General features: G+C 72.8%; 19 protein-coding genes and 1 tRNA gene. 9 read left to right on the top strand and 11 right to left on the bottom strand.

The window, feature by feature from the left end; all coding sequences use genetic code 11:
• The first annotated feature begins 19 nt into the window (after positions 1 to 19).
• Both GCG21_RS00940 and mscL read left to right on the top strand, forming a co-directional pair.
• Positions 20 to 655, top strand: coding sequence for an RcpC/CpaB family pilus assembly protein (locus GCG21_RS00940; RefSeq protein WP_152817408.1), 636 nt, complete (start codon positions 20 to 22; stop codon positions 653 to 655).
• Positions 656 to 708: 53 nt separating this feature from the next.
• Complete coding sequence (gene mscL, locus GCG21_RS00935) at positions 709 to 1,101, top strand: large conductance mechanosensitive channel protein MscL (protein WP_152817407.1); 393 nt, start codon at positions 709 to 711, stop codon at positions 1,099 to 1,101.
• 120 nt (positions 1,102 to 1,221) lie between these two features.
• On the opposite strand, the gene GCG21_RS17135 is transcribed toward mscL, so the two are convergent.
• The 8 genes from GCG21_RS17135 to GCG21_RS00895 form a co-directional block, all read right to left on the bottom strand.
• Positions 1,222 to 6,354: a hypothetical protein gene (locus GCG21_RS17135; RefSeq protein WP_152817406.1), complete on the bottom strand. Its 5,133-nt coding sequence runs from the start codon at positions 6,352 to 6,354 to the stop codon at positions 1,222 to 1,224.
• Between the two features lie 154 nt (positions 6,355 to 6,508).
• A complete protein-coding gene (gene rocD / locus GCG21_RS00925; RefSeq protein WP_152817405.1) occupies positions 6,509 to 7,681 on the bottom strand; it encodes an ornithine--oxo-acid transaminase in 1,173 nt (390 codons plus the stop codon).
• Positions 7,678 to 8,451 (bottom strand): dimethylargininase, encoded by a 774-nt coding sequence (gene ddaH, locus GCG21_RS00920; protein WP_152817683.1) that lies wholly within the window; start codon positions 8,449 to 8,451, stop codon positions 7,678 to 7,680. Before ddaH ends, rocD begins: the two co-directional genes overlap by 4 nt.
• Positions 8,452 to 8,575: 124 nt before the next feature.
• Positions 8,576 to 9,055, bottom strand: coding sequence for an SRPBCC family protein (locus GCG21_RS00915; RefSeq protein ID WP_152817404.1), 480 nt, complete (start codon positions 9,053 to 9,055; stop codon positions 8,576 to 8,578).
• Between the two features lie 24 nt (positions 9,056 to 9,079).
• Positions 9,080 to 9,898, bottom strand: a complete 819-nt coding sequence (locus GCG21_RS00910; RefSeq protein WP_152817403.1) for an ABC transporter permease — start codon at positions 9,896 to 9,898, stop codon at positions 9,080 to 9,082.
• Positions 9,895 to 10,788: an ABC transporter ATP-binding protein gene (locus GCG21_RS00905; protein WP_152817402.1), complete on the bottom strand. Its 894-nt coding sequence runs from the start codon at positions 10,786 to 10,788 to the stop codon at positions 9,895 to 9,897. Before GCG21_RS00905 ends, GCG21_RS00910 begins: the two co-directional genes overlap by 4 nt.
• The gene (locus GCG21_RS00900) at positions 10,785 to 11,081 is read right to left on the bottom strand and encodes a transcriptional regulator (RefSeq protein WP_152817401.1); all 297 of its coding nucleotides are present in this window, start codon (positions 11,079 to 11,081) and stop codon (positions 10,785 to 10,787) included. The genes GCG21_RS00905 and GCG21_RS00900 overlap by 4 nt, the downstream gene beginning before the upstream one ends.
• Positions 11,078 to 11,806 (bottom strand): hypothetical protein, encoded by a 729-nt coding sequence (locus tag GCG21_RS00895; protein WP_152817400.1) that lies wholly within the window; start codon positions 11,804 to 11,806, stop codon positions 11,078 to 11,080. Before GCG21_RS00895 ends, GCG21_RS00900 begins: the two co-directional genes overlap by 4 nt.
• Positions 11,807 to 12,001: 195 nt before the next feature.
• Between GCG21_RS00895 and GCG21_RS00890 the strand changes: the two genes are divergently transcribed.
• A tRNA-Arg gene (locus tag GCG21_RS00890) sits at positions 12,002 to 12,074 on the top strand.
• A gap of 176 nt (positions 12,075 to 12,250) precedes the next feature.
• Here GCG21_RS00890 and GCG21_RS00885 read toward each other — a convergent pair.
• A complete protein-coding gene (locus GCG21_RS00885; protein WP_194164871.1) occupies positions 12,251 to 12,565 on the bottom strand; it encodes a DUF2283 domain-containing protein in 315 nt (104 codons plus the stop codon).
• A 221-nt stretch (positions 12,566 to 12,786) separates the two neighbouring features.
• Here GCG21_RS00885 and GCG21_RS00880 point away from each other — a divergent pair, with 221 nt between their 5' ends.
• Positions 12,787 to 14,166, top strand: a complete 1,380-nt coding sequence (locus tag GCG21_RS00880) for an MFS transporter (RefSeq protein ID WP_152817398.1) — start codon at positions 12,787 to 12,789, stop codon at positions 14,164 to 14,166.
• 35 nt (positions 14,167 to 14,201) lie between these two features.
• On the opposite strand, the gene GCG21_RS00875 is transcribed toward GCG21_RS00880, so the two are convergent.
• Together GCG21_RS00875 and GCG21_RS00870 are read right to left on the bottom strand one after the other, a co-directional pair.
• Positions 14,202 to 14,999 (bottom strand): Ku protein, encoded by a 798-nt coding sequence (locus tag GCG21_RS00875; RefSeq protein ID WP_152817397.1) that lies wholly within the window; start codon positions 14,997 to 14,999, stop codon positions 14,202 to 14,204.
• A 97-nt stretch (positions 15,000 to 15,096) separates the two neighbouring features.
• The gene (locus GCG21_RS00870; RefSeq protein ID WP_152817396.1) at positions 15,097 to 15,960 is read right to left on the bottom strand and encodes an aminoglycoside phosphotransferase family protein; all 864 of its coding nucleotides are present in this window, start codon (positions 15,958 to 15,960) and stop codon (positions 15,097 to 15,099) included.
• Positions 15,961 to 16,102: 142 nt separating this feature from the next.
• On the opposite strand from GCG21_RS00870, the gene GCG21_RS00865 reads away from it, so the two are divergent.
• From GCG21_RS00865 to GCG21_RS00845, 5 genes are all read left to right on the top strand, one after another.
• Entirely contained in the window at positions 16,103 to 17,752 is a 1,650-nt protein-coding gene (locus GCG21_RS00865; protein WP_194164870.1) for an alpha/beta hydrolase, read from the top strand.
• Between the two features lie 90 nt (positions 17,753 to 17,842).
• The gene (locus tag GCG21_RS00860; protein WP_152817394.1) at positions 17,843 to 18,664 is read left to right on the top strand and encodes an ABC transporter ATP-binding protein; all 822 of its coding nucleotides are present in this window, start codon (positions 17,843 to 17,845) and stop codon (positions 18,662 to 18,664) included.
• A complete protein-coding gene (locus tag GCG21_RS00855) occupies positions 18,661 to 19,332 on the top strand; it encodes an ABC transporter permease (protein WP_153877306.1) in 672 nt (223 codons plus the stop codon). The genes GCG21_RS00860 and GCG21_RS00855 overlap by 4 nt, the downstream gene beginning before the upstream one ends.
• Positions 19,329 to 20,162 (top strand): ABC transporter permease, encoded by an 834-nt coding sequence (locus GCG21_RS00850; protein ID WP_152817393.1) that lies wholly within the window; start codon positions 19,329 to 19,331, stop codon positions 20,160 to 20,162. The genes GCG21_RS00855 and GCG21_RS00850 overlap by 4 nt, the downstream gene beginning before the upstream one ends.
• Before the next feature lie 10 nt (positions 20,163 to 20,172).
• Entirely contained in the window at positions 20,173 to 21,099 is a 927-nt protein-coding gene (locus GCG21_RS00845) for an ABC transporter substrate-binding protein (RefSeq protein WP_152817392.1), read from the top strand.
• The last annotated feature ends 1 nt before the right edge of the window (position 21,100 follow it).

Below are 21,100 nucleotides of genomic sequence, written 5' to 3'. Positions count from 1 at the left end.
CGGGGCTAGCGTCGCGGGCATGAGATCGATCCGGTGGCGCGCACTCCTGTGGCGATGGCGGGTCGTGCTCGCGGCGGGTCTCCTCGCCCTCGCCGGTCTCCTCGTGCTGCAGGACCTGCGGCCCGCGCCCCCGCCGGGCGAGGTGGTGCTCGTGGCCGCGGTCGACCTGCCCGCGGGACACGAGATCGCCGCGCGCGAGCTGCGCACCGTCCACTGGCCCGAGGCACCGAGCCGGACCCTCGCCGTCGAGGATGCGACGGGCTCCCGGACCACGGTCGCGGTGCCCGCCGGGATGCCGCTCGTGCCCTCGCTCGTCACGGGTCCGGGGCTGGCGGCTGCGGCTCCACCCGGCACGGTGGTCGTGCCGATCCACGTGGCCGATCCGGCCGTGCTCACCCTGATCCGCCCCGGCGACCGGGTCGACCTCTACCAGGCGCCGACCGATTCGGGCGCGCTCGAGGGCGAGTCCCGCCTCATCGCCCGCGGGGCCCTCGTGCTCGCCCTTCCCTCGGCCGCGGAGAGCACGGGCCTCCTCGGGGTTCCCGCGGCGACGGTCGACTCGTCCGTCATCGTCGCCGCGATCGACGCGGAACGCGCTAGCGTGCTCACAGGCGCCGCGGGGCTGGCGCCGTTCCGGGTGGTCCTGGCTCCGTAGCGGTGGCAGCCGCGGACGGTCGACCGCTCGTCCCCCACACACAAGGAGACGTCATGCTGCAGGGTTTCAAGGACTTCATCAGCCGCGGAAACGCCATCGAGATGGCCGTCGGGATCATCATCGGCGCGGCATTCGGCTCCGTCGTCACGGCCCTCGTGGAGAACGTGATCAACCCGTTCATCGGCTGGGTCTTCGGGCAGCCGAACCTCGACCGGATCTGGGTCATCACCACGACGGACTCCGAGATCCTCGTCGGATCCGTGCTCACGGCGCTGGTCAACTTCCTGCTCATCGCGCTCGCGGTCTACCTGGCGATCATCGTGCCGATGAACAAGCTCGCCGAGCGCCGCGCCCGGGGCACGGAACCGGAGCCCGAGCCGCTGTCCGAGGACCTGCAGCTCCTCACCGAGATCCGCGACCTCCTCGCCGAGCGACGCGTGGGCTGAGCGCACCCGCAATCGAGCACGCTCACCCGGAACGAAGCCCAGCCGGGCTCGCTCAGCCGGGCTCGAGTCTCAGCCGGGCTCGAGGCTCAGCCGGGCTTGCGGGGCCGCGCTCGGGGCAGCTCAGCCCCAGTGGGGCGGCTTCTCCCGCAGGATCCGCTCGTCGTCGGCGCTCGTGGGGATGGCCGCCTCTCCCTGCCAGTCCGCCTCGGCGAACTCCGGATCCTCCGTGCCGGGGCGCACGGCCCGCCGCGATCGCTTCGTCACCGGCTCACCCTCGAGTCCCTCGAGGGTGGGCTGGTGGGCCACGGGCCTCCGCCCGCCCTCGGACTCGCGGGACGCATCGGCCTCACTGGACTCCTCTGACTCCTCGGACACGTCGGACTCCTCCACCCCGTCGGACTCCTGGGACTGACCGGACTCACCCGGTTCATCGGGTTCATGGGGTTCATGGAGTTCACCCGGTTCATCGGACTCACCGGGTTCATGGGGTTCATGGGGTTCATCGGGTTCACCCGGTTCACCGGTCTGCTGCGACGTATAGGATCCATCAGATCCGTCAGATCCGTCAGATCCATCAGATCCGTCAGATCCATCAGATCCGTCAGATCCATCAGATCCGTCAGATCCATCAGATCCGTCGGAAGCGTCGGATTCGGCGGCCACGGCGACCCCGACTCGGGCCACGGCCGCGGTGAGCACCGAGGTCACGTGGGCGCTCCGGCGGGTCAGCCCGAGCTCGGCCCGCAGCTCGGCCACGTACTGCTCGGCCACCCGGTCTCGGCCGTCGGAGGCGAGCCAGGCGACCATCGCGTCGAGCTGGTCGTCGCTGTAGCCGCTCACCGGCAGGCCCGGCGTGACCGGCGGCCGCTCGGAGCGGATCCCGGGCGTGACGATCCGCGGGATGGACGCGGTGGTCGTTCCGGCGATCCGCTCCCCGCGGGCGCTCACGCGCACCGGGGACGGCGCCCGGGAACGCGCGGCGGCCGGGTCCGGCGCCGTCACGGGCACCTCCGCGTCGTCGTCGGCGAACTCCGCCGGCACCTCGATCCCGGAGATCGGCTGCCCGCCCGAGCCTTCCGGTCCGGTGGTCACGCCCCGCTCGGTCAGGATCGCCGTGACCTCCTCGGCGATCCGCACCGCCTCGCCCTGGGGATCCATGAACAGCGCCGAGGAGAACACGGCGTGCACGCGCCACCCGCGGGCGGTGAGCCGGTCCACCCAGTGCCGATCACGGCGCCGCAGGCTCGGTTCGGCCACGTAGTCGTGGTCGTCCGTCACGATCGCCACGAGCAGTTCGCCCGGCAGGCTCGGGTGTCCGATCGCGAGCGGGATCCGCACGCCGCCCGGCACCCCGTACCGGGGTACGACCGTGAGGCCGAGCCGCCACAGCCGCTCGGCGAGGTCGACGAGCAGCCGGTCCGGGGACCGTTCCTCCGCCGCCGCGGCATCCGCCGGCTCCCCTGGGTCCGCGGGGTTAGCGGGGTCCGCGGGGTTCGCGGGGTCCGCGGGCTCCGCGGGCACGGCCGCCGCCCCCACCCGGCCCGCCTCGGCGAAGACCAACAGGTCGCGCAACATGATCGCCCCGGGGGAACGCAGCCGCTGCGGATCGAGTTCGTCCCCGCTCATGCAGGCCACGACGGTCAGCCGGCGCCGGCACGCGTCGATCGCGTCGACGAGCAGCCCCGCGCCGTCGGCGCCGCTGACCGCGCCGAAGCGGTGCAGGATGCGCCCGTGCGGGGTCTTCCCGAAGCCGACCGAGAGGATCACGGCATCGCGCCGGAGCCCGGCCGCCGACTCGACGCTCACGACCGAGAACGCCTCGGGAGCGGCCGGATCGAAGAACGCGGCCACGGCGGGGGAATCGGCCGCGGTGAGCGCGATCGCCTCCCGCACCCGGTCCGCGTGCCGGGTGTTGAGCGCGACCACGGCGAGCGACTCCTCCGGCCGTGTGAGCGCGTGGTCGATCACGAGGTCGACCACCCGGTCCACCTCCGCCTGCACGCTCTCGACCACGTCGCTTCCCGGGGCGGGCATGCCGCTCCCGGCCACCACGTGCAGGCCGATGCGCGCGGGCCGCGGCGGGCTCGGCACGGGCTGCACGACGTCCGCGTACCCGTGCGCTGCGAGGAACTCGGCGATCTCGCTGTCCCGGTCCACCCGGTCGGCCGGCAGGTCCACCCGCGGCAGCGTCGCGAGCGCGGCGAGGGCGGGGGCGCCCCGCCTGCGGGCGTCGCCGGCCACCACGATCTGACGGCCGCGGGCGAGCGCGGGGATGAGCTGTTCGACGCCGAGGTGAGCGACGGCGTCCAGAATCACCAGATCCACGCACCGGCCCCCCGGAAGCACCTGCGGCACGACCATCGGCGGCACGATCCAGATCGGGCGCGGCGCCCAGGCGATCCGGTCGAAGCGGTCGGTGAGCGTGCGCAGGTCCGCCTCGCCGCGCTTGACCGACCGGTAGAACTCCTGCGCCGCGCCCCGATCGGCGTCGATCGCCGCGCGCACGTGCTCGGCGTGCGCCCGCAGGATCGGGTCCCGCAGGCTCTCCGCCTGGGACCGGTCGAGGCTGCGGAGCTCGGTGAGGGAGCGTTGGAGCGCCGCCGACTCGAGGCCGACCATCGCCGGGTCGTCCGAGAGCATCTCCTCGAGCACGCTCGACCACCACGCGAGGTCGAACTCGGCGCCGACGAGCGAGGTCGCGACCCGGCGAGCCGTGAGATCGTCCACGAGGTCCCCGAGGCCGGCCGCGGCGAGGGTCGCGAGTGCGGACGCCTGCTGCGGCAGCCGTTCGAGGGTCGCCTCGTCGGCGGCGAGCCGAGTGAACTTCGAGATCAGGTCGCCGAGCGGCACGTCGACGAGGGCCCGCTCGCCCACGGTCGGGCGCAGCACCGGGTCGAGCGCCTCGAGGTCGGTCCGGAGCGTCGCGCTCGTGGCCGTGATGGCGGCCATCGCCTCGGGCAGCCGCGGCCAGCCACCGCCGGAGCACTGCTCGCGCCACTGTTCGTGCCGTCGCGCCGCGTCGGCGAGCTCGGCGTGCAGGTCCTCGACCGCCACGCCCGGGCGCACGAGGTCCCGCGCCTGCTTGCGCAGCCGCCGCCGGACCCCCGAACTCAGGGTCGAGCCGTGCTCCTCGCGCCATTGCCTGGTCGCCGTGGCGGCGACCATGTCCGCCGCGGACCGCTCGAACACCTCGGGCAGGAACACGTCGAGAGACTGCCGGATGCCGTCGAGCAGGTCGAGCTGGCGGGCCCAGTCGGCGAGGGTGCGGGCCTCGTCGAGGCCGGTCTGGGCCGCCGCGGTGGCGGCCTGGTCGCGGAGCACCGGCAGCGTGCGGACGACGTCGCGCACCGCGGCCATCGTCTCCTCCGCCTCGCGGGTGGATCGCAGGCGCGCCCCGTACCACGGGGTGTCCGAGGCCCGGAGGCGGAACGCGCCGAGCTCGGCCGCCTCGATGACCGCGGCTCGCATCCGCGCCCGCGCGGCGTCGTCGAGGGAGCGCACGGCGCTCGAGCTCAGTCGCACCTGGGTGCGCGGGCCGGGCCGCTTCGACGTGAGCTCGGCGAGCGCCTGCAGCGCGTGATAGGCGGAGGACTGCCACGGGTCCCGGGGCGTGTGCAGGGCCGCGATGAAGCCGCCGAGGGTGGCTCGGGCGCCGCGGAGCCGCTCACGGGTGCCCGCGAGTTCGGGGTCGTCGTCCGGCACCGGCGGATTGAGGCCGTCGATCAGCCGGGTCGCGGCCTGCTTGCGCCAGCTCGCATCGTTGCTCAGGTCGAGGGCCAGGTCGCTCAGGCCGACCCCGCGCAGCGCGTCCATCGTGGCGGCCCCGGCGCGGTGGGTGCCCGGCACGTAGAGCACCCGCTGGCCGGCCGCCGTGGCCTGGGCCATGAGGGCCGCAATCGTTCCCGGAACGTCCGCCCCCGGCGGGGTGTCGATGAACAGGTGCCCACCCCCGGCGACGGCGTCGAGCACGCGGTGCTGTCCGGGGGCGAGGTCGCCGACGCCGCGCTCCTGGTCCGGGTCCGGATCGCTCAGCCGCACCGCCGGCAGCGGCCGGGTGCGCGCGTGCAGCGGTTCGGGGTCCCCGGCGAGGGCCCGCACCACCTCGTGACCGGCCAGGTCGTCGGCCTGGGCGTCGAGGTCGTCGGCGAGCGCCTGTCCCGGGTGGATGAAGGTGCCGAGCACGATCCGCGACTCGAGGTCGAATTGCGGCAGGGCCCGGCCGAGGGCGGCGATCGTGTCGAGTGCGGGGCGCGGGCTGAAGCCGTGATCGCGGTTCGTGGACTCCACGAGCCCGGCCGGGTCGATGTCGACCCCGTGGGCGCGCAGCGCCCGCACGAGCACCGCGTTGACCTCGACCTGCGGGTCCAGTTCGAGTTCGATGTCGGCGCTGCCGGGCACCGTGAGGGTCCGCACGGGCCGCAGCAGCACGGGCAGGTGCACCATCCGTCCGGGCATCGGGCTCGGGTCGAAGTCCGGAGGCACGGGCGCACCCGGTTCGGGCATGAACCAGCTCGCCACCCCCATCGCGACATAGGTGGGGGCCACGCCGAAACGCTGGGCCAGATCCTCGGCGCGGGCGGCCACGATCCGGGTGTGCCGGCGCACCTGGGTCAGGGCCGACCCCTCGCGGGCGAGGTTGCTCAGCCGCGTGCGGCGTCCCGCGAAGAGCTGTGCGATCCCCGACGGGTGCGCCGCCGTGAGTTCCACGAGCGCGTCTCCGAGGGTGTCGATATCCCACAACGCCGACCCGCCCGCGAGCTCGAGCAGTTCCGAACGCCATGTGTCGATCGTGGCTGCGACCCGCTCGGCGGGTGTGGACGGCGCCGCCGGGCGCACGCTCTCGGACTCGGCCGGCCCCGGCTCGCCACCGGTCGCGGCCCCGTCCTCGCCGCCGGTCGCGCCGACGCGGACCTCGGTTCCGGACGGGTCGCCTGCGGGTATCGGTCCGGTGGCCGGTCCGGTGTCCCCCTCGGTGCCCGCGGGAGTGTCGGGACCGGCGTCCGGGTGGGGGGTGCTCGATTCCTCGGGCCGGCCGAGGGAACCGAGGGGGTCGGTCTGCGCCGCGGGCCGAGCGGTCCCGTCGCCGGCGTCCCCCAAGGCCGGTGCGGCCGCTGTGCCCGCCGTGTCGGCACGGTCGGCCGTCTCGGAAGCGGGTTGCCCCTCGGTGCCCACGTCGGTTCCGGAGCGGCGGCCCAGGCGCCAGCGCGAACGGGGCTGGCGCGGGCCGTTGGTCGGGCGAACGGGAGGGGTCACCCACCCACGCTAACCAATCCCGTCGCGCCCGGGCCGATGACCCGCCGACCGGGCACCGAACCCGGCCCGAAACCGGCCCGAACTCGGCCGCGAGTGCACCGCCTCCGGGTGCCACGTCACCGGGCCGGGACGAACGCCCCCGCACGACCGGGAGTCAGTGGGGCTCGGCCAGCACGTCGGCGAGGGTGTCCATGACCCGGTGCAGTTCGGGCTCGGTGATGATGAGCGGCGGGGCGAGCCGGAGCGTGTGATCGTGGGTCTCCTTGACGAGCACCCCGCGCCCGGCCATCCGCTCGGCCACCGCCCGCCCGGACAGGTGCGGCACGTCGACCCCGAGCCAGAGGCCGCGGCAGCGCACTCCGGCGAGGAGGCCGGCCTCGAGCAGTTCGGCCGCCCGGGCGGCGAGCACCCGGCCGAGCACCCGGGCACGTTCCTGGAACTCGCCGGTCGCGAGGAGCTCCGCCACGGCGATGCCGACCGCCGCGGCCATCGGGTTGCCGCCGAAGGTCGACCCGTGCACGCCCGGGGTCATGACCGCCATGACGTCCTCCCGGCCGAGGGCCGCCGAGGAGGGGATGATCCCGCCGGAGAGCGCCTTGCCGATCGCGGTGAGGTCGGCCCGCACGCCCACGTTGTCCTGGTCGAGCGTCGCCCCGGTGCGCCCGAGGCCCGACTGCACCTCGTCGCACATGAGCAGCGCGCCGGCCGCCTCGCACGCGCGGCGCACCCGGACGAGGTAGTCGGTGGGCGGGATGATCACGCCCGCCTCGCCCTGGATCGGCTCGAGGAGCACGCCGGCGGTGGCGGGGGTGATCGCGGCGGCGACCGCGTCGGCGTCCCCGTACGGCACGATCACGAAGCCCGGCGTGTACGGACCGAACCCGCCGCGCGCCTCCGGATCGGTCGAGGCGGAGACGACCGTGGTGGTGCGGCCGTGGAACGCGCCGGCGGCGACGATGATCTCGGCCCGGCCGGGCGGCACGCCCTTGACCTCGTAGGCCCATTTCCGGGCGGTCTTGATGAGCGTCTCCACGGCCTCGGCGCCGGTGTTCATCGGCAGCATGACGTCGAATCCGGTCAGGTCGGTGATCCGGTCGGCGAATGCCTCGAGCCGGTCGTGGCCCACCGCGCGGGAGGTGAGGGTGAGCCGGCCCAGCTGGGCGGCCACCGCCTCGACGAGTACCGGGTGGCGGTGGCCGAAGTTGAGGGCGGAATAGGCGGCTATGCAGTCGATATAACGGACGCCGGAGGTGTCCGTCACGTAGATCCCCTCGCCGTGGGCGAGGGTCACCGGCAGCGGCTCGTAGTTGTGTGCGAGCGAGGTCATCGGCGCAGCTCCAGGGTGCAGCACTTGGCCCCGCCGCCGCCCTTGAGCAGTTCGGAGGTGTCCACGGGGATCGGCTCGAGGCCGCGTTCGGCGAACTGGGCGGCGAGGCGGGTGGCCCGCGGGGCGACGACCACGTGCTCCCCGTCGCTCACCGCGTTGAGCCCGAGCACGGCGGCGTCCGCCTCGCCCGCGATGATCGCGTCCGGGAACAGGTGCTCGAGCACGGCCCGGCTGCCCGGGGTGAAGGCCGGCGGGTAGTAGGCGATGAGGTCGCCGGTCAGCACCGCCAGGGCGGTGTCGAGGTGGTAGTAGCGCGGGTTCACGAGCTCGAGCGTGATCACCGGCCGGCCGATCGCCTCCTGCAGTTCCCGGTGGGCGGCGGGCTCGCTCCGGAAGCCGGTGCCGGCGAGCACGTAGGTGCCGGTGAAGAGCATGTCGCCCTCGCCCTCGTTGACGAACTCCGCCGCGGCCGGGGCGAATCCCAGGTCCGCGAGGCGCTTGAGGTAGGCGGGGGCCTCGGGCCGGCGCTGCTCGTAGCGGAAGTTCGCGGCGTAGGCGACGCCGTCGACGACCGTCGCCCCGTTGGCCGCATAGACCATGTCCGGGCAGCCCGGCAGGGGGTCGATGAGTTCGACCGTGTGGCCGAGGTCGAGGTAGGTCGAGCGCAGCCGCTCCCACTGCTCGATCGCCAGGGCGGTCGCGGTGGGCCGGGCCGAATCCATCCACGGATTGATCTCGTAGCAGACCGTGTAGTGGGTGGGACGGCACATGAGGTAGTCGCGCACGCTGCCTTCTTTCCGGCCGGTGGGCCATACGGATCGCACTCTGCGGCGGTAGCGCCATTGTCACACCGGCCGCCTCGCCCACGCAGGAGATCGGCGGGGCGGCCGGGCGTCACGGGCAGCCGGGCCCTCGGGGCCGCCGGCCTCGGGCGAGGATCCGGCGGGCACGCCGCAGCGCGAGGGCGACCATGAGCCCGCCGCCCCGGGTAAGCAGCGCGCCGCCGGTGCGCCGCCCCCAGACGGAGGCGTGGATCGACTCGGTCCAGCGCACCTCGCAGGCGGTTTCGCCCGCCGGGACCACCTCGATACTCGCCCACCCGAGGAGCATCGGCCCGGTCTTGGAGAACGTCGCCCGGCCCACGGGGCCGCCCGGGCCGGCGGGCTCAGCGGGCCGCTCCACCCGCGTGACCACCATGACGTCGCGCAGGAGCCCGAGCGTCACGGCGGTCACGACGTCCCCCACCGCGGCGGGCCTGGTCGGTGCCGCCACCCGGGTCAGCGGGATGAGTCGGCCGTGGTGGGTCAGGGTCGTGAGCCAGTCGAAGACCTCGCCGGCGGGAGCCTCGATGCGGATCCGTGCACCGCGTTCCATCGACCGTCCTCCCGATCCTCGCCGCTACCGGAACCGGCGGCCCTGATCGCGGCGGAACAGCCACAGCGCGAGCGCGATGGTGCCGGCGATCCAGGCGGCCAGCCCGAGCCACGACCACGCGGGCAGCGCCTCCCCGGTGGCGGCCCAGATGACCAGCTCACGGGCCTGCCGGGAGGGGAAGAACGTCGAGAGCGTCTCGAGCCAGTGCGGGAACATGAGCGGCGGCAGGAACAGCCCGCCGGCGAACGCGAAGCCGAACATGATCACCTGCACCACCGCGATCGCGGCCTTCGAGGGCATCGAGTACCCGATCGCGATCCCGATGAGCATGAACGGCAGCGACGAGACCGAGATCGCCACGAGCCCGCCGACGATCCCGAGCAGCGAGGCGTCGGCCGCGGTGAAGACCGCCCCGACCACCACGACCGGCACGATCGAGGCGAGCCCGAGCATCCCGGTGGAGAGGATGTGCGCGAGCACCCGCGCCCCGCCGGGTGCGGGCAGCGTGCGAAGATACGGATCCCACGGCTTCTCGCGGTCCTCGGCGATCGAGATGCCGAAGCTGAACAGGCTGTTGGCCATGACGGCGAAGACGGCCAGGGAGATGACGGCCTGGGTGGCGAAGAGCGGGTTGTCCGCCACCTCGCGCTGCGGCACCACGAAGAACAGCAGCGCGAGCGCCGGGAAGACCATCGTGCCGATGATCGCGATCGGGATCCGGAACGTCTCGATGAGCCCGTACCGGGCGTGCAGCAGCGCGAGCCGCACCGGCGAGGGGCCGGCGGACGGGCGCGGCCCCGCGCTCGGGGCGGTAGTGGAGGTGGTGGAGGTGGTCGAGGTCATGAGTGAGCCTTTGCGGTGAGGGTGAGGAACGCCTCTTCCAAGGTGGCCCCGCGGATCGTCAGGTCGTGGAAGTCTGCGCCGGAGCCGACGATCGCGCGGATCGCGGCATCGGCGTCGTCGGTGTAGAAGGTCGTGGCGCCGTCGGCGCCCGCGCGGGAGTCGACGATCTGCGGCAGCGCCGCGATCGTCGCGGTGTCCGCGGCGTCCGCGGTACGGAGCGTGAGCATGCGCAGCCCGACGCGATCGCGAACGGAGGCGACGTCGTCATCGATCAGCACCCGACCCGAATCGATCACGACGACCCGGCGGGCGAGCGCCTCGATCTCCTCGAGGTAGTGGCTCGTGACCACCACGGTCGCGCCGCGCTCGTGCTGGCGCCGGACGGCCTCCCACAGGGCGTGGCGGGCCTCGACGTCGAGCCCGGTGGTGGGCTCGTCGAGGAGCACGAGCCGGGGCCGGGACACGAATGCGAGCGCCACCGACACGCGCCGCTTCTGGCCGCCGGAGAGTGCGCCCGTCTGCCGCCGCAACAGGTCGGTCAGCCCGAATTCCGCGGCGAGCTCGTCGCGCGGCACGGGGTCGGGGAAGTGCCCGGCGACGAAGTCGATCACCTCCCCCACCCGCAGCGTCGGCGGCAGGGCGGTCTCCTGCGGGGTGGATCCGAGCCGGCGTCGGGCGCGCCAGTCGCGCGGATCGGCTCCGAAGAGTTCGACCGTGCCCGAACTCGGGGCGCGCAGCCCCTGGACGAGGCCGAGCAGGGTCGTCTTGCCGGCGCCGTTCGGGCCGAGCATGCCCACGAGCGTGCCGGGCTCGATCGTCAGGTCCACGGAATCGAGGGCGGTCACGTCGCCGAAGGTCTTGGTCACGCCGGTGAGGCGGGCGAGGGTCATGATGGGTCTCCCAGCAATTCGCGGAGGGTGTGGGTGTAGTCCTCGAACGCGCGGCGTCCGCGGGTGGTGAGCTCGACGTAGGTCGCGGGTGTGCGCCCCTCGAAGGTCTTGGTCGGGGACACGTAGCCGGCGTCCTCGAGCTTGCGCAGGTGCGTGGAGAGGTTGCCGGCGGTCATGTCGAGCAGGCCCTGCAGCCGCGGGAACGACATCTGATCGCCGGCCGGCAGGGCCGCAAGCGTGGCGGTGATGCGCAGCCGGGCGGTCGCGTGGATCACCGGGTCGAGCTCGCTCATCGCTCCTCGCTCTCGCGGGGACGACGCAGCTCCCCCCGGGCGGGATCGCGACCGTTCCGGCGCAGCCTGGCGATGGTCACGAGCGCGGCCACGCCGAAGGCGATGCCGGCGATCGCCATGACCCCGTAGGTGCCGGGGACTCCCGCGAACGGGGCGATCGCCGCGGCCGCGAGGAGCACGGTGCCGAGCACGAGCTGGCTGCGGTAGTGCCACAGCGCCGCCCCGAACAGGTACATCGCCCCGGCCACGACCGCGTAGGCGGAGGGGAAGTAGAGGGCCGAGACCTCCCAGCCTCCCTTCTCGGCCAGAACGGACCCGAGCACGCCGACCGCGGTCGACAGTCCCGCCCAGGACCAGCCGTAGATGCCGCCCTGGAACGAGGAGAGGCCTCGCACGCCGCGTCCCATCCTGGTGCCGATGAGGATGCTGGCCAGGATCGAGGAGCCGATGAGGACGCCGAAGGTCCATCCCGCCGCGACCGTGGACACGCGGAACCAGGGGTTGCCGCCGTCGTAGGCGGACCAGAGCAGCAGGTAGCCGACGAACCAGGCCACGGCCCAGATCGAGTACAGCCAGGCCACCGGGCGCAGATGAAGACCGTCGACGGCGTGTTGTTGCGCGTCGATGAGCGCGAGCATCCGCTGCGGGTCGAGCGCGTGATCGCCGTCCGGGTCGGGGCGCGGAGGCCCGCCGGATCCGGGTGGGCGTGGGGGCGTGTTCGACATGACAACTTTGTATCACAAAGTGCTTTGTGTTCGCTACGGCTCGAGCGTGGCGACGCACGCTCCGCCCCGGCCGACGGCCCGGCACGGCCGCACGGCCCGACCGGGCCGCACACCGGCCGGCGCGAGGTCCCCGGTCGGCGTCACCGGTGCGGTGCCGACTCGTGACACAATGTCCCCGGCCCTATCCGGCCGCCCGCCCCCGTAGCTCAGGGGATAGAGCAACCGCCTCCTAAGCGGTAGGTCGCGCGTTCGAATCGCGCCGGGGGCGCCCACCGGAGCAACGGTCTAGATCGGCGCGACGGCGCCACGTGCGACAACCCGGACAGCAACGCCTCGTATCACGCACCGACAGCAGCCGGGCATACCGATCGCTGCGAGACGGCCACGGCGCCAACCCACCTCACGGCAGGGCTAGGCGCACAGTTCTCGGCCGGGCGCCGGTTCTCAGGCCCGCGTCAACGAGGGAGTGTTCATGCTCGTTCCACCGGAGGCGGAACGCAGCGAGACGAAGCCGCTCACACTCGGGCGGATCTGGCGCAGCAGGTCGACCACGTCGGAGTGCACGTGGAACTCAGTGCACAAGGTGGTGTACGGAATATCCGCGTCGAGGCCAAGCACCTCCACTCCTACCGCGATCCCGTTCATATCGAGGTCCACCATCACGTCTTCGGTGACCTCTCGGGTCTCGACGACGGTCTCGGTCGACAACCGGATGTAGGCGGCGTCGGCATCCTGGTCAACTGCGATGGCGATACTCACGGGTCCTCTCCTCTCCAGGCAACAGATTTTACGCATAGTCGAGATCCGCCATATATGCCCTCCTGCCCTTCTCTGTGAACGAGATGCTATCCGTGACCGGCACCGCATGGAGATGGTTCCACCACCGCCCGGGCACGGCACCGGCCGACGTCGCGGTCGCCGCCGTGGACATCGTGACCACCGACGTGCCCCGGCGGCACGGGTCTCGGTAGGTTGGCGGGGTGACCACCGCCTTCACCCGACTCGACGACCGCAGCCGGCGGTCCTCCTGGCTGGTCTGGCTCGTGGGGATCGGCGTGTACTTCCTCGCGGTGCTGCACCGATCCTCCCTCGGGGTCGCCGGCCCCGACGCGGTCGAGCGCTGGAACATCTCGGCCACCGAGTTGGGCACGTTCGTCATGGTCCAGCTCGGAATGTACGCCCTCATGCAGGTGCCCTCGGGCCTGGCGATCGACCGCTGGGGAGCCCGGAAGGTGCTGCTCACCGCGACCCTCATCCTCGGCACCGCCCAGCTCCTGTTCGCGATCGCCCCGAACTATCCGCTCGCCCTCGGCGCGCGCGCACTGCTCGGCCTCGGCGACTCCGCCGTGTTCATCGCGGTCCTGCGGCTGGCGGCGATGTGGTTCCCGAAGCGCCGGTACGCGATCCTCACGATGGCCACCGGGCTGGCCGGGATGGCGGGCAACCTCGCCGCGACCGTGCCGCTCGTGCTCGCGCTGGACGAGTTCGGCTGGACCCGCACGTTCCTGTTCACGGGCGGGATCTCGATCGTGTACTCGCTGCTGCTGCTGCGGCCGGCCGTGTCCGCGCCGTATCGCGAGCTGCCACCGGCCCCCGAGCCCGGAGCCACCACGGCGACCCCGTCGGCACTGCGGGAGGCCGCGGGGAACGTGCGCTCCTCCTGGGCGCGCCGGGAGACCCGGCTCGGATTCTGGACCCATCAGGGCACGATGACCGCGGGCGTGGTCGTCTCCCTCGTCTGGGGCTATCCGTACCTGACCGAGGGGCTCGGCTACTCCGCCGAGGCCGCAGCCTCGCAGCTGTCGATCTACGTGGTGGCGAACCTCGTGGCCAGCTTCGTCATCGGCCCGCTCGCCGGACGCCGCCCCAGCTGGCGCACCCCGATGGGACTGGGGATCTCGGCCGCCTGCGTGCTCGCCGTCGCCGTGCTCGCGGCCTGGCCCAGCGGGCGCCCGCCGGCCTCGGTCGTGACCCTCGTGTTCGTCGTGCTCGCCCTCGGCGGACCCACCTCGCAGATCGGCTTCCACCTCGCCCGCGACTACAACCCGGCCGTGCGGATCTCGACCGCGACCGGGCTGGTCAACGCAGGCGGGTTCACCGGCGCGATGATCGCCTCCCTGACCGTCGGCGTCGTGCTCGACGTCAGTTCCGCGGGCTCGGCCACCACGATCCACGACTACCGCTGGGCCATGGCCTCGATCGCGGCGATCGGAGCGATCTCCACGCTCGCGATGCTCGGCTCCCTCATGGGCGTGCGCGCCGGCGTGCTCGCGCGCATGTCCCAGGGCGTGGACGTCGTGGTCCCACTGACCGAACGCTCGTGGGACCGCGGCTACCGGCGGATCCTCCGGTCCCGCTGATCCCGCCGCCGAGCGGGAGGACGACGCGACTCGCCTCAGGCGCCCTGTGCCGGCTTCCTGCGGGCGTCGATGCTGCGCCGGAGTGCCTCCATGAGGTCGATCACGGTGCCCCCGTCCTCGGTCTCGGCCGCGACCTCACCGAACGTGGCCGCCGTGTCCACGGACTCCCCCGCCGTGAGCTTCGCGTCGATGAGCGTGCGCAGCTCCACCTGGTAGGTGTCCTCGTAGGAATCGGCGTCGAAGTCGCCGCGCAGCTGATCCACCAGGTCGGCGGCCAGCCCGAGTTCCCGCTCGGAGACCCTCGCCTCCTCCGGCGGGTCGACCTCCCGCAACTCGTCCGGCCAGATCATCGCCTGGAGCACGAGCACCCCCTCGTGCACCCGCAGCACCCCGAGGTTCGTGCGCTGTCGCAGCGCGAACGTGACGACCGCCGTCACGTCGGAGCTCTCGAGCGTGCGCCGCAGCAACGTGTACGCCTTGGCCGCCTTCGGATCCGGGGAGAGGTAGTAGCTGCTCGACAGGGTGATCGGCTCGATCTGGGCGCTCGGGACGAACTGCACGACCTCGATCTCCCGGCGCTGGGCCGCGGGCAGTGACCCCAGGTCCTCGGCCGCGAGCACGACGGTCTTCTCGCCGTCGTCGTACGCACGGTCGATGTGGGCGTACTCGACCTTGTCGCCGCACACCTCGCAGCGCCGCTCGTAGCGGATCCGCCCGCCGTCGCGATCGTGCACCTGGTGCAGGTGCACGTCGTGGTCGGACGTCGCCGCGTAGGCCTTGACCGGCACGTTGACGAGGCCGAAGGCGATGGCACCACTCCAGATGGCCCTCATGCATCCCCATTGAAACACCGCCCGGGCCCGGCCAGAAGGGGGTGGGCGCCGCCGGCGCCCACATTCCGCGAGGGCCCGGCTCACGCCCTCGGTCCCGCTACCGCTCCGCCGCGAGCCCGCTCAGTCCGTGCTGCCCCACTCGCCGATTGCCCGGATCCCTCGTGCCGGCGAGCAGGTGGGCGAACCAGGCGGCCCACGCCCGCGCTCGGAGCCAGACCGCGTCGTCATAGATCTCCGGCAGCGCAGCCCGGAACCGGCGCCGCCCGTGCTCGGTGAACGTCAGCCACATGCACGCCAGATCGTAGGCGGGATCCCCTGCCGTCAGGTCCCCGAAGTCCACGACTGCGGCGATCCCGGACTCACGCCCATGCCCGAGCACGAGGTTGCCCGGGTGAACGTCGCCGTGTACCCAGACCGCAGGTCGCCGCCACGGGGGCGCGGTCACGCCGGCAGTCCAGAGGGAGCGCAGGTGCGGTTCCCCGGCCAGGGCGGCGTACACGTGCTCGTCGCGCTCCGCCAGCGGCACGCCCCGGGCCCAGTTCGGCGGAGCATCCACCGGCGCAGGCACGTGCAGGGCGGTGAACACCTGAGCGAGTTGCTCGGCGATCACGTCCCGTTCCTGCGGTGACGCCTCGGAGGCCGGGCGGCCTTCGAACCACGGCACGACGCTCCAGGACCACGGATAACGCCCCTCGGGCCGCCCGATCGCCACGGGCACGGGCACCCGCACCGGCAGCATCGGCGCGATTTGCGGCAGCCACCGTTGCTCCTTCACCACGAGCTCGGCAGCCGCCAGGCGCCGCGGCAGCCGCACGGCCAGATCCTCGCCGAGGCGGAACACGTCGTTGTCCCAGCCGTGGGCGACCCGCTCGAGTGGGCCCCGCAGGTCCGGGTGCTGGGAGGCGAGCAACCGGTCGACCTCTCCGACCGTCAACTCCATCTCCGCGGGAGGTTCGGGCATGGAGGCCACCCTATCGGCCGAGATCCCGGCGCTCGAGACGCGGCACGCGCAACGCGGCCCGTGACCGAGGCCGCCCTATAGTTGGGCCGTGCAGCACCGGCGATCCGGACCGATGCGAGGCGCCCGAAGCAGGGAGCTTTCCGTGGACGAACCCCGCACCCCGCAGGCGCGCCGCTGGTGGCACCTCGACCCGGGCGGCGCCGCGCTCGGCCTCGTGTTCGCGATCCTGTCGGTCACGCCGTCGCTGCTGCCCCGCCCGGCCGCGGCGCAGGGCGCGATCACGGCGCTCTCCTTCGGCGCGGGCTACCTCATCGGCGTGCTGGTGTGGCGGTGGCTGCGCCGTCTCATCCGCCCGGAGCAGCAGCGCCTCGGCGGGCGCGCCGCGTGGATCGCCTACGGCGCGGCGATGGTCGCCTCGATCGCGCTCCTGTCCGGTCTCTCGCTGCACTGGCAGAACGACGTGCGCCGGATGGTCGAGATGCCCGAGGCCGACTCGACCCATGTGGGCGCGTTCCTGGCCGTCTTCGTGCCGCTCACCGTGGTGCTGCTCGCGATCGGCAAGGGCGTGCGCCGCCTCTCCCGCCGCCTGCGCGGCCGCTTCTCCCCGCTCATCGCGGGCGTGGTGACGACGTCCATCGTCGCCGGGGTGGCACTCGCCGGCGGCGCGGGGGCCCTGGCCGTGGTGGACTCGATCTTCTCCGGCCTCAACTCCGGCGTGAGCGCGGAGGTGACCGAGCCCGGCTCGGCCCACCGATCCGCCGGCCCGGACTCGGCGATCGCCTGGGAGTCGCTCGGCCGCCATGGATCGGACTTCGTGGGCGGGGGCCCGTCCGCGGCCCGGATCGAGGCGGTGACCGGGCTCGCCGCGAAGGAGCCGATCCGCGTGTACGCGGGCCTGGAATCGGCCCCCACCGACGCCGCCCGGGCCGACCTCGTGCTCGCCGAGCTCGAGCGCACCGGAGCCTTCGACCGATCGATCCTCGTGGTCGCCACGACGACCGGCTCGGGGTGGCTCGAACCGCAGGCGGTCGACGCCCTCGAGTACCTGCACGCCGGCGACACGGCGATCGCCTCGATGCAGTACTCCTACATGCCCAGCTGGTACTCCTTCCTCTTCGATCCCGACGCCCCGGTGCACGCCGCACGAACCCTCTTCGACGCCGTGTACGAGCGCTGGTCCCAGCTCCCCGCCGACGACCGGCCCACGCTCGTCTCCTACGGCCTGAGCCTCGGCGCGCACGGCAGCCAGGCCGTCTTCGCCGACCTGGCCGACGTGCGCACGCGCACCGACGGCGCCCTGTTCGTGGGCAGCCCGAACGGGTCCCGGCTGTGGCGCGACCTCCAGGACGCCCGGGATGCCGGCAGCCCGGCCTGGCAGCCCGTGCTCGACGGCGGCCGCGAGGTGCGCTGGATCTCCCGGCCCGGCGACGACTCGGACCTGCCGCAGCCGTGGCAGAAGCCCCGCGTGCTCTACCTCCAGCACGCCACCGACGCGGTCACCTGGCTCGGGCCCCGGCTGTTCTGGCAGTCCCCCGACTGGCTCGAGCCCGATCAGCGCGGCGCCGACGTCAGCCCCTCGATGCGCTGGATCCCCGTGGTCACGGGTCTGCAGGTGCTCGTGGACATGATGCTCGGCGACCAGGTGCCCGCCCATCACGGTCACAATTTCGGCAACGTCGTGCCGAGCGCGTGGCGTCAGGTCACCGGCGATGCGGGCCTGGACGCGGCGGCATTCGCCCGGGTCCAGGCGATCATCGAGGACTACGCGCCGATCAAGTCGACCCTGGAGTGAACGTGCCGGTCTCGACAGGCGGGCACACGTGCTGACACGGGCCCCGTGAATGTGGTTGGCTCTAGGGAACCGGCGGCAGGGTGGAGCACCATGATCGAATTCGACGGCGTCTCCAAGGTGTTCGCCGACGGGACGGTCGCGGTCGAGGACTTCTCCCTGCAGATCCCGGCCCATTCGACCACGGTGCTCGTCGGCTCCTCGGGCTCCGGCAAGACGACGCTCATGCGGATGGTCAACCGAATGGTCGACCCGACCTCCGGGGTGGTCTCGATCGACGGCGAGGACGTCGCCGGTCACGATCCGGTGGCGCTGCGGCGACGGATCGGCTACGTCATGCAGAACTCCGGGCTGCTGCCGCATGTGAGCGTCCTCGACAACATCGCGACCGTGCCCCGGCTCGTCGGGCAGAGCCGGCGCAGCGCCCAGGCCCGGGCCCGCGACCTCATGGTCACGGTCGGGCTCGATCCCGCGCTCGCCCGCCGCTACCCGAGCCAGCTCTCCGGCGGGCAGCAGCAGCGCGTCGGCGTCGCCCGCGGCCTGGCGGCCGACCCGAACATCCTCCTCATGGACGAACCGTTCGGGGCGGTCGACCCGATCGTGCGGGCCGAGCTGCAGGAGGAGCTCCTGCGCCTGCAGCGGGAGATCGGCAAGACCATCGTGTTCGTCACCCACGACGTCGACGAGGCGTTCCTGCTCGGCGACCAGGTGGCCATCGTCGAGACCGGGGCGCGGATCGCCCAGGTGGGCACGCCCACCGAGATCATGTCCCGGCCGGCGAACGAGTTCGTGTCCCACTTCATCGGCGCCCATCACGGCGACCGGGCGCTGCACATCGAGCAGACCGACCGCGGCCCGATCGTGGTGGACGCGAACGGCCGCCCGTACGGGACCCTGGTCGACGAGGCGCCGTGACCTGGGTCGGCGAGAACCTCGGGCTCATCGGCACGCTGAGCCTCGAGCACCTGCGCCAGAGCCTCGTGCCGGTCCTGCTCTCGGTGCTCGTCTCCCTGCCGCTCGGCTGGGTCGCGTGGCGGTGGCGCGTCCTGCGGGGGCCGATCGTGGCCACGACCGGCCTCATGTACACCATCCCCTCCCTCGCCCTGCTCATGATCGTGCCGGGCATCGTCGGCATCGCCCCGTTCGACGAATCGAACCTCGTCATCTCCCTGACCGTCTACGCCACGGCCCTGCTCGTGCGCAGCGTGGTCGACGGGCTCGACTCCGTCTCCCCCGATACGCGGCTCGCGGCCACCGCCCTCGGCTACTCGACCGCCCGGCGGCTGCGGGCGGTCGAGCTCCCGCTCGCGGGCCCCGTCATCCTCGCGGGCCTGCGGGTCGTTGCCGCCTCGACGATCGCCCTGGCCACGGTCGGCATCCTCGTGGGCGTGACGAACCTCGGCTACCTGTTCACCAACGGCCTCGAGCGCCGGATCGTGCCCGAGGTGCTCACCGGGGTGCTCACCGTGGTGCTCATCGCGGCGCTCATCGACCTGCTCCTCGTGCTGGCCGGACGCCGGCTCATGCCCTGGGCCCATCTCGATCGCCGCACCACGGCGACCGAGGCGAGGAACGGCGCATGAACCTCCTCGCCGACGCCTGGGCCTGGCTCTTCTCCGCCGAACCGCTCGCGGGCGGCGACGGCATCTGGACGGCGATCGGGGTGCACCTGGCCTACACGTTCGCCGCCGTCGGGCTCGCGGCCCTGGTCGCGGTGCCGCTCGGCTGGTGGATCGGGCACACCGGGCGCGGCCGGGAGGTGGCGGTGACCGTCTCGGGCGCGGCCCGAGCCGTGCCCTCGTTCGGCCTGCTCGTGCTGCTCGTGCTCCTGTTCGGGGTGCTGCACAAGCCGCTCGCGGCGCTCATCAGCTACGTGCTGCTGGCGATCCCCTCCCTGCTCGCCGGCGCGTACGCCGGCTGCGAGTCCATCGACCGGCGCGTCATCGGCGCGGCCCGGGCCGTGGGCATGACCGAGTGGCAGATCCTGCGCCGGGTCGAGATCCCGCTCGGGCGCTCACTGCTCGTCGGCGGTATCCGCGCCGCCGTGCTCCAGGTGATCGCCACCGTGACGATCGGTGCCTACGTCGGGCTCGGCGGCCTCGGCCAGTACATCATCGCCGGGATCCCGCTGCGCCGCTACGACATGGTGCTCGGCGGCGCGCTCGTGCTCGCGCTCACCGCCCTGATCCTGGACGGCGCGGGTGCGCTCGCGCAGCGCGCCGCCGTCCCGCGGGGGCTGCGCACCGCCCGGGCCGCCGGTGCCTCCCGTGCCTCCCGTGCCTCCGGGTCCGCGACCGGCGCCGTGTCGGACGGGGCCGTGTCGAACGGGGCGGGTACCATCGGCGATCCCTCCCCCAGCGATACCCTCGACCATCGGGCGGAGGCGAGCTCCGTCGTCCACAGGTCAGATTAAGGAAGGCACGATGACGAAACGAACGAAGACCGGCTGGGCCGTCACGGCCGCGGCGCTCGCGCTCACCCTGGCGGCGTGCAGTTCCTCCGACCCGCTCGCGCCCGACCCCTCGGCGGGCGACGACGACGCGACGGGGTCGGCGGGCACGGAGACGATCGTGGTGGGCTCGCAGGCGTACTACTCGAACGAGATCATCGCCGAGATCTACGCCCAGGCGCTCGAGGACGCCGGCCACACCGTGCAGCGGCAGTTCAACATCGGCCAGCGGGACGCCTACATGCCCTCGCTCGAGAACGGCGACATCGACCTGTTCCCGGAGTACACGGGCAACCTGCTGCAGTTCTTCGATCCCGATACGGAGGCGCGCAAGCCCGACGACGTGTACGCCGCGCTTGTCGAGGCGCTGCCCGCGGGTCTCACCGTGCTCGACGCGGCCGAGGCCAGCGATCAGGACTCCTACACGGTCACCTCCGAATTCGCCGACACCTACGAGCTCGCCTCGATCGCGGACCTGGCGAACGTGGACACCGACCTCGTGCTCGGTGGACCGCCGGAGCTCGCGGAGCGCCCCTACGGCCCGGACGGGCTCAAGGAGGTCTACGGCATCACGGTCGACTTCAAGGCCACCGGCGATACGACGGTCGAGGACCTGCTCGCCGGCACCGTGAACGTGGCCAACGTGTTCACGGCGGATCCGCGCATCCAGACCCAGAACCTCGTGGTGCTCGCGGATCCGGACGGGCTGTTCCTCGCCTCGAACGTCGTGCCGCTCGTGAGCAGCGACCTGGCCGACGAGATCGCGGACGTGATCGACCCGGTCAGCGCCGCCCTGAGCGCCGATGCCCTCATCGCCCTGAACGTGGCCAGCCAGGTCGATGCGAAATCCACCCCCGACATCGCGAGCACGTTCCTCGCCGATCACGGCCTCACCGGCTGAG

The organism is Pseudactinotalea sp. HY160 (assembly GCF_009372055.1).
In the GTDB taxonomy this organism is placed as follows: Bacteria; Actinomycetota; Actinomycetes; order Actinomycetales; family Beutenbergiaceae; genus HY158.
This window is presented reverse-complemented; position numbering and strand designations above follow the sequence as displayed.

Coding starts and splice junctions, on each gene's coding strand:
- GCG21_RS00940 (WP_152817408.1), top strand. CDS start 20: ATGAGATCGATCCGGTGGCGCGCACTCCTGTGGCGATGGCGGGTCGTG.
- GCG21_RS00850 (WP_152817393.1), top strand. CDS start 19,329: ATGAACCTCCTCGCCGACGCCTGGGCCTGGCTCTTCTCCGCCGAACCG.
- GCG21_RS00870 (WP_152817396.1), bottom strand. CDS start 15,960: ATGCCCGAACCTCCCGCGGAGATGGAGTTGACGGTCGGAGAGGTCGAC.
- GCG21_RS00895 (WP_152817400.1), bottom strand. CDS start 11,806: ATGTCGAACACGCCCCCACGCCCACCCGGATCCGGCGGGCCTCCGCGC.
- GCG21_RS00860 (WP_152817394.1), top strand. CDS start 17,843: ATGATCGAATTCGACGGCGTCTCCAAGGTGTTCGCCGACGGGACGGTC.
- GCG21_RS00905 (WP_152817402.1), bottom strand. CDS start 10,788: ATGACCCTCGCCCGCCTCACCGGCGTGACCAAGACCTTCGGCGACGTG.
- mscL (WP_152817407.1), top strand. CDS start 709: ATGCTGCAGGGTTTCAAGGACTTCATCAGCCGCGGAAACGCCATCGAG.
- GCG21_RS00900 (WP_152817401.1), bottom strand. CDS start 11,081: ATGAGCGAGCTCGACCCGGTGATCCACGCGACCGCCCGGCTGCGCATC.
- GCG21_RS00845 (WP_152817392.1), top strand. CDS start 20,173: ATGACGAAACGAACGAAGACCGGCTGGGCCGTCACGGCCGCGGCGCTC.
- GCG21_RS00915 (WP_152817404.1), bottom strand. CDS start 9,055: ATGGAACGCGGTGCACGGATCCGCATCGAGGCTCCCGCCGGCGAGGTC.
- GCG21_RS00910 (WP_152817403.1), bottom strand. CDS start 9,898: ATGACCTCGACCACCTCCACCACCTCCACTACCGCCCCGAGCGCGGGG.
- ddaH (WP_152817683.1), bottom strand. CDS start 8,451: ATGTGCCGTCCCACCCACTACACGGTCTGCTACGAGATCAATCCGTGG.
- rocD (WP_152817405.1), bottom strand. CDS start 7,681: ATGACCTCGCTCGCACACAACTACGAGCCGCTGCCGGTGACCCTCGCC.
- GCG21_RS00875 (WP_152817397.1), bottom strand. CDS start 14,999: ATGAGGGCCATCTGGAGTGGTGCCATCGCCTTCGGCCTCGTCAACGTG.